The organism is Anaerosporobacter sp. (assembly GCF_031551385.1).
Lineage (GTDB): Bacteria > Bacillota > Clostridia > Lachnospirales > Lachnospiraceae > Anaerosporobacter.
On record NZ_JAVBNS010000191.1, the window covers coordinates 1 to 12,362 of the forward strand.

Annotated in this window: 11 protein-coding genes; all 11 read right to left on the reverse strand. The window is 33.0% G+C overall.

What is annotated here, in order from left to right:
- A partial coding sequence (locus RMR19_RS15050; protein ID WP_310604318.1) for an MATE family efflux transporter occupies positions 1-474 on the reverse strand: 474 nt, incomplete at its 3' end.
- A gap of 280 nt (positions 475-754) precedes the next feature.
- On the reverse strand, positions 755-1,540 hold the full coding sequence (locus tag RMR19_RS15055) for an MmcQ/YjbR family DNA-binding protein (RefSeq protein WP_310604319.1): 786 nt from the start codon (positions 1,538-1,540) through the stop codon (positions 755-757).
- Between the two features lies 1 nt (position 1,541).
- Positions 1,542-2,531, reverse strand: coding sequence for a DMT family transporter (locus RMR19_RS15060; RefSeq protein WP_310604320.1), 990 nt, complete (start codon positions 2,529-2,531; stop codon positions 1,542-1,544).
- A gap of 22 nt (positions 2,532-2,553) precedes the next feature.
- Positions 2,554-2,742: a DUF6472 family protein gene (locus RMR19_RS15065; RefSeq protein WP_310604321.1), complete on the reverse strand. Its 189-nt coding sequence runs from the start codon at positions 2,740-2,742 to the stop codon at positions 2,554-2,556.
- A gap of 204 nt (positions 2,743-2,946) precedes the next feature.
- Positions 2,947-3,870: a pectinesterase family protein gene (locus tag RMR19_RS15070; RefSeq protein WP_310604322.1), complete on the reverse strand. Its 924-nt coding sequence runs from the start codon at positions 3,868-3,870 to the stop codon at positions 2,947-2,949.
- Between the two features lie 42 nt (positions 3,871-3,912).
- Entirely contained in the window at positions 3,913-7,101 is a 3,189-nt protein-coding gene (locus RMR19_RS15075; protein ID WP_310604323.1) for a thioester reductase domain-containing protein, read from the reverse strand.
- A 191-nt stretch (positions 7,102-7,292) separates the two neighbouring features.
- A complete protein-coding gene (locus RMR19_RS15080) occupies positions 7,293-8,222 on the reverse strand; it encodes a MetQ/NlpA family ABC transporter substrate-binding protein (protein ID WP_310604324.1) in 930 nt (309 codons plus the stop codon).
- Positions 8,223-8,260: 38 nt separating this feature from the next.
- Positions 8,261-8,926 (reverse strand): methionine ABC transporter permease, encoded by a 666-nt coding sequence (locus RMR19_RS15085; RefSeq protein WP_310604325.1) that lies wholly within the window; start codon positions 8,924-8,926, stop codon positions 8,261-8,263.
- A complete protein-coding gene (locus RMR19_RS15090; protein WP_310604326.1) occupies positions 8,919-9,926 on the reverse strand; it encodes a methionine ABC transporter ATP-binding protein in 1,008 nt (335 codons plus the stop codon). The genes RMR19_RS15085 and RMR19_RS15090 overlap by 8 nt, the downstream gene beginning before the upstream one ends.
- 249 nt (positions 9,927-10,175) lie before the next feature.
- Complete coding sequence (locus RMR19_RS15095; protein ID WP_310604327.1) at positions 10,176-11,480, reverse strand: GHKL domain-containing protein; 1,305 nt, start codon at positions 11,478-11,480, stop codon at positions 10,176-10,178.
- On the reverse strand, positions 11,473-12,198 hold the full coding sequence (locus RMR19_RS15100; protein WP_310604328.1) for a LytR/AlgR family response regulator transcription factor: 726 nt from the start codon (positions 12,196-12,198) through the stop codon (positions 11,473-11,475). The genes RMR19_RS15095 and RMR19_RS15100 overlap by 8 nt, the downstream gene beginning before the upstream one ends.
- Positions 12,199-12,362 lie beyond the last annotated feature (164 nt).

A 12,362-nucleotide genomic window follows, 5' to 3' on the forward strand; every position in this document is an offset into this window, starting at 1 on the left:
ACCAATTGCACGTAAAACACTTGCACAAATATTATATAACAGCGCAATAATCATACCAAGGAAGATAATTCGAATATACGTATAAGATTGCTCAATTACTTCTTCTGGTGTATTTAAAACTCGTAATAGTGGCATTAAAAATACGACACTTAACACAGTAAGTACCACTGCTGTCACAACACCTAACACAACTGCCATTGCTGTTGACTTTCGTAATCCCTTCTCATCCTTTGCTCCAAAACTCTTTGCAACATTTATTGCAAAACCATTTGTTAATCCTAACAAGAAGCCTATTATCAATGAATTAATGGAATTTGTTGCGCCTACTGCTGCCAACGACTGCTCTCCTAGTGTTTCTCCAACAATTCTTGTATCAATTAAATTATATAGCAACTGAAATATATTTCCAATCAGTACAGGAAAAGCAAATTGAAAAATTAATGTGATTGGCTTTCCTTTCGTTAAATCCTTCATTGTATGTACCACAACTTTCTAATTATATTTTATTTAACAGATTTATTCTGGACTATGTCCTTCCCTTTTCGATTATAAACAGTTTCATTTTTCCCAAACTATTTCCACTATATCTTATTGATATTAAGAATTTAATAAAATACGTACACGTATTTTATATTACTAAAACGTTTACGCATTTTATAAAAAACTTTTATATAACTTCTTTACTGATATCTTATAGATATGTTAATGCTTATTTGAACTTGACTCAATTAATGTATGTTGACAAACTATATCGTTATGATTTCAACATAAAACACTGATATTTATTATCATAATTTCCCCACACGGTACAAGGCGATTTGCAAAAATAATATGTGCAAAATAATGCTTCTGTTTGATTTAACTCCATTGTTAAATCAAACAATTCCTTATTCAGTGGCAGAAACATCAAATCCGTCCATGCTTCATAACGACTTAATATTGCTTTGCTCTCAGCTGATAAGACATCTCGAATCCGCTCTTTTTCCTCTGCTTGCAATGTCCCATAATACCAATCTACATAGGCATTCTCTTCTCCATTGTCTTGCCAAAGTGAGTATACGGCACTTTTTAATTCTTCCCTGCTTCCTTCAAGTATCTTGTTCTCATACCCACGAAATCCTTCTTCTATTCGTTCAAAATAAATGGCACCACATTCTACTAATTGCTTCTTATCAATGGCATCTAATACTTTATATCGTTGCTTCTTCGTCATTCTGGCAATTACTTGACTGTATGAGTGGTCAATCATATCGAATAACATTTTCTCATCAATTTGATCTATATATATGGTATTCTTATATGGCTGTTGTACTGGTGGACAATGGTATCCCCTTACAACAATATTCGGATATTGCTGACGATAAAAATCGGCTAACATAGGTTCACATCGTAATGTAATCTTATAGTCAGTAGACTCTGGATACAATTCCACAAAGATTTTTCCCTCTACCTTCACACAGATAGGTATTTCACCAAATGGATAATCTAAATACGCACCTATCTTAGTTAGAGCATACGCAAGTATCTCTTCTTTTCCCATCTTAATCCGTCAACTCCTCTTTGTATCCTTTTGCTTTCAGCTTTACATCTAAGCCATTACCTTGATAATTTACAACAAAGATTCCAATACAAACTAATACTAATGCTACTACGCCCTTTATTCCAAAGGATTGTCCTTTCTCATGTAGGAATAAAGAAGATAGGATTACACCACTGATTGGATTAACAAAACCATAGATTGCTACTTTGGATACTGGATTGTATTTTAAGATGATTCCCCATAATGAGTATGCTACAGCAGATAACATTGCTAAATAAATTAACATCGCAACTCCTTTGCCTGTGATTACAGTAAGTTTTCCGCCACTTAGCAGACCCAGTATTACTAGAATAATTCCACCAGCAAAAAATTGATAGCCGCTTAAAACAACTGGATTTTCGTGCTTTGAATACTTCTTCATAATAACAGAGGACAATCCATAAGCGATTGTACAGATTAGAATGAATCCTTCTCCTGTAAATGTCATGTGCATATCAATTCCACCTTTTGTTAGGTTGATTACTACAACACCGGCAAATCCAAGAATACATCCTATCATCTTTTTCCAAGTCAATTTTTCTTGTCGGAAGAATACGCATGCAATAATAATAGACATAAACACATTAGAACCATTAATAATTGCTGATTTCACACCCGATGTATTCGCTAATCCTATATAGAAGAATATATATTGTAACACCGTTTGAAATAAACATAATATAAATATTTTGCTATACGATTGTTTCTTAGGTATCAATACTTTACGGTTCATGATACTTCCGAATAGAACCGTTAATATTCCTGCTAGTGTAAAACGACATCCTGCAAATAGAATCTGTGTTGCAGAATCATTTGCACCGATTTCAAAATACTTGTATCCAAGCTTAATTGCTGGAAACGCACTTCCCCACAATGTACAACATATTGTTGCTATCAAACATACAACAATTGTTTTTGTTAAATATTGCTCTTTTGTTTTTTTCTGTTTCATTTTTAAATCTTGCCTCCACGCATTACATCTGTTTTCTTACAATCTTATATTCATCATCAAGTTGGAAATACGGACAGTTAAAGAATTTATCTTGCAGAAAACGAACCATTTCATCTTCATCTAGATTTACTTCACATTCATAATAACCATATTCTTCATCATATACATAATTGCTACAACATTCACAACCTGATTTTGTTTTCGAATTCATAATAGTAACCCTGCCTTTCTCACAGATAAAACGCAACCATTTCTGATTATCTTTTAAATTAGGACTACAATTCCAATTTGAACCTCGTTTTTGAAATTAGCACTGTCGCTCTATACAAAAACAATTTAAATGGTAACCTAAATACATACCGTCATTTAGATTACCACATTAGTTCCTATATTACAAGATGGATTCGACTTTCATCTACCAGCCCAATACATTTGCTTTCGTATATGTTTTTGCCTCTTCCTCTGTTAATTGTCGTCTTTGTTCATTCACATATACACCAAGACCTGTATTCTCATATTCATACAATCTCTCAGTTTCAGGGTATGCCTCATGCATATTCGTCCAACCATCTTCCCGAATATGCTCCCCTAATTCACAATTCATAAACACAGTAGCCGCACATACTGGCTCAGTTCGCATACTTGGATGCCATGGTCTTCCAAGATAAACAGAGTTCTTCGCCGTACCTTCTTCTGCTGTTAACTTGCAATTAAGTAGTAAGAATCCATATTCGTCTCTTGCATTTGTACTTGCTGCCGTAACATAACCATTCTCCGTCAATGATTCACGATTTAGCGAATGAATTTGACATTCTTCGAATACCGCGCGAGCTGCACCGAATATAAAGTCCACATCACCTTCGAGATAGCAATGCAAAAAGTAGCAAGAACCTTCCTTTGCATACAAAGTATCCTGATATCCCTTAAACGAGCACTCAATAAATGTATTGCCTTCTCCACTCGTACTTACTGCAACCGCTTGTCTTCCCATTGCATCAAAACCCGGTTGAAAATAAGAATTCTCAAATGTAATTCCTACCGCACTAAAATGACTTCCATTGACAAACACCGTAGGGCTTCGAAATGTTCCTAACTTCTCTCCCTCTTCATTAACAAGACCTGCATAATTATCATAGGTAATAACTGTCTTATCAATGCCTTCCCCTACTAGCTTAATATACGATTGATTCTCATGAATTGTTATTACTTGCTTATATATTCCTTCACGAACACGTATTGTAATCGGCTCTGCATTACTTACTGGAATTGCATCAATTGCCGACTGTATATCTACATAATCTCCACTTCCATCTTTTGAAACTATTATTTCTTTTTCCATTTTTTCACCTATGCCTCCTTATACTTGATTAATATATCCCTGTTACTGTTCACACGTAACGTTCACAGTAATGTATCCCTTCGCTTCAAAATATTCAAAATATTTTGATAGTAATGTTTTATCAACAGGGTGACACCGAATAGGAGTGTCATCAAGAAAAGCATCTACATTTGTAGTATCAAAAACTGCTTCAAGATCTCCATATCGTCTTACTATGCTTCTTTCATCATCTTCACTTTCCTTAAATAGGCAGTCCAAAATCTTCAACGAATTTCTTCCGGTATCCGACATTAATAACTCCCTTTGCCACTCCCCATAAGGTATTCGTTCAACACCATAACCACATTCTTGTATAATCTTTTCTAATTCGTCTGTATTAACAATCTTAGTATTAACAATATTAAACGCCATAAAATATGCATTTTTTTGCAAAGAAATATGAATAATCGCTTCACTTACATAATCAACGGGTGTGAAGAAAATATTTATTGGTATATTCGGAATTTTTTTCATTTGAACACAAGACACAAGTACACGACTTACAAGATCCCCCATGTCCCATATCCCTTCTTTTACACTTCCTGTAATATCCCCTGGTCTATAAATTGCTGCCCTTAACCCACGTTTTTCCGCCATGGTAACTAGTTTTTCAGATACCCATTTTGTTTCAGAATACCCTAAGAAATATCCATCTGCCGATTCTAATCGATCTGCTTCATAAGCAATTGTTTTAAAATGACTTGGATTATCATATACACTAAAAGATGATATATAGTTAAAATACTTCGCCTTACCAGTACACGCAAATCTTAAACATTCCTTTGTTCCTGTTACATTTGCTTTTCTTAAATATTCATAAGGAAACATAAAATTCAAGAGTGCTCCATTATGGTAAATACAATCGACCTCATTTATCAATCTATTATATTCTTCATCTTCAATCCCCATGTGTGAACAAGATAGTTCACCCAAAACTGGATATATATACTTCTCATAAGAATCCTGCCAGCATTCAAAGTGCTTCATATTCTTTATAATACGCTGTAAACCTTCCTCTTTCGTTTTCGCTCTACAATGGCAGTAAAGTTTCATCTCTTTATTTGAAACAGATTCGATAAGTGTTCTAATTAAATACGCACCCAAAAATCCTGTGCTTCCTGTAAGGAAGAATATTTTTGATTCACCTGGACTACTGTTATATTCGCTTTGTAATATAATATCATCATCTAGAATACACTCCTTATAGAGATCCATCTTTCGTGCAGTGATATTATCGTCGTATATTTTATCCCTTATCTGTTCCGCTATTCCCTTCACTGTTGGATTAAACAGAATCTCCCTTACGTCAAATGAATTATTAAACTCACTTTCAATTTGAGAAACCAACTCTAAGGTATCAAACGAGTTCCCTCCCAGTTCAAGAAAGCTATCATTTGTATTCAACACCTTAATTTTCAATATATGTTCAAAGATTCTTTTTACCTTTTCTTCAATTTCATCCGCGCATTCTTCTGTCAATATGATATCTTCACAAACTTCTTTTCTGCTGGAATAAATCAATTCTAAACAATTCGCTTTGTAAACTCTCCTTATACTATGAATTCTCAATTTTCCATTATCGGTTCTTGTTAAGGATCTTTTTTTAACAAATAGCACTTCAAATGGTGAAACATCAAAATTATCACTAACAAGTTTACTTATCTCAGATGATATCTGAGCATAATCAATATTGGCACTGTCCGATTCAATACAGATTACCACTCTTTCCTTCTTTTCAATGCTTAAAGAAAACACACAGATTACTTCATTTTGCAAAATAGGAATATTCTTTTTAATAACTTGTTGAATATCAGCAGAACATATATTATGCCCATTAATGATGATCAGCTCTTTAATTCTTCCAGTTAAAAAAAGATTTCCTTCCTGTATCACTCCCATATCTCCAGTTCGATAATACAAGCCCTCATGTCCTTCTATTTTTTGTTGAAAGTTTTTATTATCTTCAACATTTCCCAAATACCCAGATGCCACTGCTTTTCCTCTAATACATACCTCACCAATTTTATCTTTACTTGATACTTCTTTTGACGGATTCTTAATATCTACTATTACAAGATTAATAGATTTTGCTATTTTTCCAAGACTTACAACTTCCTTCGTTTTTTCGCAAGCAGATGTCGCTATTTGAAATCTATCCGCTTTATATTCATTATAGTCTATACGATATGCTTCAAATTTATCACTTGCCGAACTTACTCCACAAACCGCTTCCGCCAATCCATAGCATGCTACAAAACGCCTTTTCTCTATGTTAAATTTAGTACTGAAGTTCTCCACTGTTTGAGGATTTACCATTTCAGAACCATTTGCAAGCATCTTAAGTGAAGACAGATCAAAATTACTTGCCAATTTTGAATCAATTATTTTTGCACAAAGATCATATGCAGAATCAGGTGCAACGGTTATATCTGCTCTACACTCCGAAATTGCACGTAACCAAAGCGAAGGATTCGCCATAAACGCTTCTGTCTTTAGCAAATGCGTATGTCTCTCTTGGTATATCGTTGCAAAAATAATAGCCACCAATCCAATATTATGGAAAAATGGTACCCAAGATACCAATCTATGATTTGAAGGAGGGAACATTTCTGATATATCATCCAAATTAGTCATCAGATTTTCATACGATATCATTACCCCCTTCGGCTCACTTGTAGAACCAGATGAATATTGAACATACACGGTATCTTCCATTTCCGCTTCATTAAAAATTGCTTCCAGCTCTATATTATCATCTATATCATCAAAACGAATGATTTCAATTTCGTCATTCGTTAATTCTCTTAATTTATTTTCTTCAATTTTTCTTGTTACTTCATTGCTAATAATTACAGCTTGTGGTTCATAAGCATTTAACACTGATTTATATCGATTAATTTTGCTCTTATCTGTTGGAATTGGCACCAAAGTAAATACAACTTCAGACATCATAGCCGCAAATATGGAATATATGTTTTCCATTGAATTGTTTGATATAATTACAACTTTATCTTTCTTTTTAATATGATTCCTCTTTAACGTATGTGCCATTTTCAACGTATTTATCCATAACTCACGATACGAAATATTACTATGTAATCCTTCCTTTGATGAATACTCCAAAAGAGTAAAAACTATTTCATCGGGATTCTGAATATACTTTTTCTCTATCTTTGCTATTAACTCATTCATTTTTGATTCCCTTTTCACAATTTTTTGTGAATTCCTCTCTGTAATCTCTATTGTACCTAGGTTAGGCAATTAGATTCCCCGTTTCTATATTAACTGAAAGTCAATAGAAAAGCAAATTTGTGTGAACAGTAACCAGTAATAGAAAAGCTCGTGTCAGTCTTTTCTTAAAACCGCCACGAGCTTTCTATAATTTAATTTTCAAATGGCACAACCGCACCATCATAAGTATCTTTGATAAACTTTTTAATTTCATCAGATTTTAATACTTCAACTAATTTCTTAATTCCTTCGTTGTTCTCATTTCCTTCTTTTACTGCAATTACATTAACATATGTCTTAGCTGCTTCTGATTCAGAGGATTCATATGCAACGGCATCTTTCCCTACAGAGAATCCAGCTTCTAACGCATAATTACCGTTTAATACAACGAATGCAACTTCTGGCACTACTCTTGACACTTGAGCGGCTTCTAATTCTTGAATCTTAACTCCATATGGATTATCAACGATATCATTTACGGTTGCCTCAAGACCAATACCATCTTTTAATGTGATAATATTGTTATCTTGTAATAGTAATAATGCTCTTGCTTCATTTGTTGTATCATTCGGAACAGCAATTACATCACCTTTTGCGATTTCTGATAAATCATTCTTTGTTCCCGGATAGATGCCAAAAGGTTCATAGTGAATACCGCCTGCATTAACTAAATGTGTTCCCTGTTCTGCATTAAAGGAATCTAAATAAGGAATATGTTGAAAATAATTCGCATCAATATCTCCACTCTCTACCACTAAATTCGGTTGTACATAATCACTGAATTCTGTAATTTGCAAATCCCATCCTTCTTCTGCTAAGATTGTTTTTGCTTGCTCAAGAATCTCTGCATGTGGCGTTGATGATGCTGCTATTGTAATTACTTTCTTTTCAGAATCTTCTTTTGTTGTTGATGCCTTTTCTTTTTCAGAAGGCTCTCCTGCCACAGATGTATCCTCTGTTTCTACCTCTGTTTTCACCTCTGTTGAAGTTTGTGTATCATTTTTATCAGCTTTCTTGCAACCAACTAAAGATACCACCACTAAAGTTCCAACTACTACTGCTTTTAATAATTTCTTTTTCATAAGAATACTCCTCCTTTTTTATATGTATAAAACGCTTTCTAATTTGTGTTTCTCTTATCTAAGCGCTTTGATAAGAACATACCTATACCTTGTAATAACTGTACTAGTACAACAAGGATTACGATTGTAACAATCATAATATCTGTTTGATAACGATAATAACCATAGCGGATAGCGATATCTCCAAGTCCACCGCCTCCTACTGCACCTGCCATTGCGGAATAACCAAGGACAGTTCCAATTGCAATAGTTGCTCCAACAATTAATGGCGTTCTTGCTTCTACAAGAAGAACTTTATGTATAATAGTCCATGTCGATGCACCCATACTTTGTGCTGCTTCAATAACTCCATGATCAACTTCTTTTAATGATGATTCTACCATTCTTCCGATAAACGGTGTTGCTGCAATTACAAGTGGAACAATTGTTGCAGTAGAACCATAGCTTTTGCCTACCAATAATCTTGTAAATGGAATCAATAAAACAACAAGTATTATGAATGGTACGCTTCGAACAATATTTGAAAATACATCAAGTATTTTGTAGATACATGCATTTGGCTTAATTCCCTTCTTATCTGTAACTGTAAGTAATACTCCCATTGGAAGACCTAACAGATATCCAACACAAACAGATACAATTGTCATATAGAGCGTTTCTAGCAAACCAATCTTTATCATTTCTGTCACTGCTTTATCAAACATTAAGCTCCACCTCCTCAACTGCTAACTTCCTTGCTCGTAGATAGGTTATCATCTTCTCTGCAATTTCATCTTCCTGTGGAAGCTGTAGAACCATCTCTCCCATTGCCTTACCACCAATATTACGAGTATCAGCACTCATAATGTTAATCGGTGTATTGAAGGAAAGAATCATGTTACCAATCACAGGTTCAAACGAGGATTGTTCACTGTAAACAATTCTTACAAACCGCTTTCCTTTCATAGAAGAAGTAATTGACGTTCCTTGATATACAAGTCGTTTTGCTTCCTCTGTCTTAGGTTCTGTGAAGATATCTTTCACATATCCCGTCTCTGCAAGTTCACCACCATTTAATATCGCTACTTTATTACAGATTTCTTGAATTACTTTCATCTCATGAGTAATTACAACGATTGTAATCCCAAATCTTATATTGATATCCTTCAATAGTTTTAATATTGAATTCGTTGTCTCTGGGTCTAATGCACTTGTCGCTTCATCACACAACAGAATCTTAGGATTATTCGCAATTGCCCTTGCGATTGCAACTCTTTGCTTTTGCCCACCAGATAATTGTGTTGGATATGCTTTCTCTTTACTTTCAAGTCCTACAATTTGAAGCAATTCTCTTGCTCTTTCTCTTGCCTGCTTCTTCTTAACTCCTGCTATCTCTAAAGGAAAACATACATTATCAATAACCGTTCTTTGCATAAGCAAATTAAAATGTTGAAAAATCATTGCGATTTCCATTCTAGCTTTTCGTAATTCTCTGTCTGATATCTGTCCTAAGTCTTTGCCATCTATAACAACAGTACCTTCCGTTGGTCTTTCAAGAAAATTAATACATCGGACTAACGTACTTTTTCCTGCACCTGACATACCAATCATTCCAAAGATATCTCCTTTTTCAATATCAATTGAAATATCTTGCAATGCTTTAACCTGACCAGATTTGCTTTCAAATGTTTTTGAAACATTTTTAATTTGGATTATTGGTTTCATTCTGTGTATTCTCCTTTCTCCTTCATTCCTATAATTCATATTGTGTTAATATGAATTATAGGATATATCATACTCACATTTAACTCATTTGTCAATCACTTTTTTTAATTAAATAGATATCCAAGATTGAAAAAGTAAATTCCATCTATGGGTAGAATTTGCTTTTTCAATTGACCTATATATCCCGTAATCAAAAATAGCACCCCAGACAGCACAATTCTTCATGTGTCTGAGATGCTTCTCTATATTTTATACATTGCATAACAAAATTTTCATAACAAAAAAACCATTTTCTTCATTTAATAAAACTGACCCACAATACTTCTCTGCAATTCTAACTACGGATTTTAATCCTAATCCATGGTTTACCGAATCCTTTTTTGTTGTCATCGGCTTACCATTTTTATCTTTTAACACAACTCCATTGTAAGCATTTTTCAACACAATAATAAGTGCATTTTTCTCAAGTTTCATAATTAACTCAACATGTCGTCTTGCTACTGGTAGTTGTATCGACGCTTCAAATGCATTGTCTAGTATATTACCAAGTAATATACTAATATCTGCATTTTCAAAAGGTAACTGCGTTGGTATATTCAAATGCACTTCAAAGCTAATTTCATTTTCTTGTGCATAAAAAAATTTCGCATTTACAAGAGCATCAACCACGATATTATCCGTTCTTGCTATACCTAATTTTTCATATTTATTTTCTTTTATTAGCTTTGACAAATAGATATCTAATTTATCTATTTCTTTCATTTCTATCATCTTCATCATAACGATAAAATGATACTTCAAATCATGTCGCGCATTTCTTGATTCTTGCATAACAGATTCTTTTTCTTTCATATGTATATTACACAGCTCTAGTTGTTGTGCATAAACAGTATTCTCACGTCTAAGCTCACTTTCCTCAGATAATTTTATTATAACTTTAAATATTAATACATTTATTAGTAACATAATTAAAAGTCCTTGTAGAGAAGTGTATATCTGTCTCTGCGTTTTATTTATATTGACTGTCAATGAAAAAATATTATAGATAACAAACATACTGCCTACAGGTATAAGTAATAGTAAAACAGTATATTCTTTAGATAAATGTTGAATATTCTCATTTCTTAAAACACATCGTATTATAATAATCAACACTAATGTAAATAATTTTGATATTATAGCGCCCTCTAATTGTAACAAGATATAATCAATATTTAAAAGACTAAAGAAACACCCTACAACAAATTCCATCATCGTCCATATAACACATATTAATATTGCATAAATAAGCTTTAGTTCAAAATTCCCGCTGTATCTCGTTAAGCCAATCACAATTATTAATAACGTACTAATAAGTAGCTTCGCATATGCAGGAACATTACTATCCACCGACAAAAACACTTGCCAAACAAAATATATAATCCAAGGTATATATAATTCTACTTTTCTTTTTTCCTTAGAAACAAAAAAGATTCCAAAATAAATTTTCAAAATTATTGCTGATAATACAATATCTAATATTCCCGTTATTAATGTATAGTTTATACTATCCAATTACTTTATCTCCCATATATGAACAATATTGTTTGTTTACTTCCTTGCGCCGTTTTATACTTATACTTATTGAACTTCCGTCTGTAAGTATCATCGAATCATACATATATTTTTCTATATATTCTGTATTAACAAGAAATGATTGATGAGTACGCATAAAGTTCACCGACGCTTCTTTTAATTTTGCCTCAATATCATTTAACTTTTCATAACATTTTCTTTCACCATTAACAGTAATAATATAAGTTACCCTTTTATCGCTCTGAAAATAAATTATATCTTTAATCTGAAGTTTGTAATGGATTTTGTTATACTGATATTTATAATAAACTGGTTGTACTTGTATGATTTTTATCGCACTCAAAAAATACTTTTCAAACAACTGCTTATCCACAGGCTTTGTGATAAACCTAAAAGCTGAAACCTCAAATACTTCTTTAGCAAAGCTTTCATGGCTTGTCACATATATCAACAAAACAGTAGAATCTTTTTCCCTTATATGCCTTGCTGCATCGATACCATTCTCATATTTCATCTCAATATCTAAGTATATTAAATCATATGATTTCCCCTGATTGACATGATTGACTAGAGTTGCACCATCATAAAATACATCAATTTCAACGTCCACATCATATTGTAAACACAAATCGTTTATCATTTTTTCAATTTCAGTTGTAAATTTAATTTTATCATCGCAAATCGCTATTTCTATCATTTGCTCACCTTTCCCTATATATTTATACTCCTTTTTTAATTAACCTCTCTTTTATCTACTTCTCTAATCTTCATTTGCAGCTAAATTCAAAGCGTATCTAATAATCTGCTCTAAATCGTAACGCTTTTTCTTTGGACATTTGTTCAAATAAAATTCAATAGGAT

Excerpts from the sequence above, each read along its gene's own strand:
- RMR19_RS15060 (WP_310604320.1), bottom strand. The coding sequence starts at position 2,531 with ATGAAACAGAAAAAAACAAAAGAGCAATATTTAACAAAAACAATTGTT.
- RMR19_RS15070 (WP_310604322.1), bottom strand. The coding sequence starts at position 3,870 with ATGGAAAAAGAAATAATAGTTTCAAAAGATGGAAGTGGAGATTATGTA.
- RMR19_RS15065 (WP_310604321.1), bottom strand. The coding sequence starts at position 2,742 with ATGAATTCGAAAACAAAATCAGGTTGTGAATGTTGTAGCAATTATGTA.
- RMR19_RS15100 (WP_310604328.1), bottom strand. The coding sequence starts at position 12,198 with ATGATAGAAATAGCGATTTGCGATGATAAAATTAAATTTACAACTGAA.
- RMR19_RS15055 (WP_310604319.1), bottom strand. The coding sequence starts at position 1,540 with ATGGGAAAAGAAGAGATACTTGCGTATGCTCTAACTAAGATAGGTGCG.
- RMR19_RS15075 (WP_310604323.1), bottom strand. The coding sequence starts at position 7,101 with ATGAATGAGTTAATAGCAAAGATAGAGAAAAAGTATATTCAGAATCCC.
- RMR19_RS15090 (WP_310604326.1), bottom strand. The coding sequence starts at position 9,926 with ATGAAACCAATAATCCAAATTAAAAATGTTTCAAAAACATTTGAAAGC.
- RMR19_RS15085 (WP_310604325.1), bottom strand. The coding sequence starts at position 8,926 with ATGTTTGATAAAGCAGTGACAGAAATGATAAAGATTGGTTTGCTAGAA.
- RMR19_RS15080 (WP_310604324.1), bottom strand. The coding sequence starts at position 8,222 with ATGAAAAAGAAATTATTAAAAGCAGTAGTAGTTGGAACTTTAGTGGTG.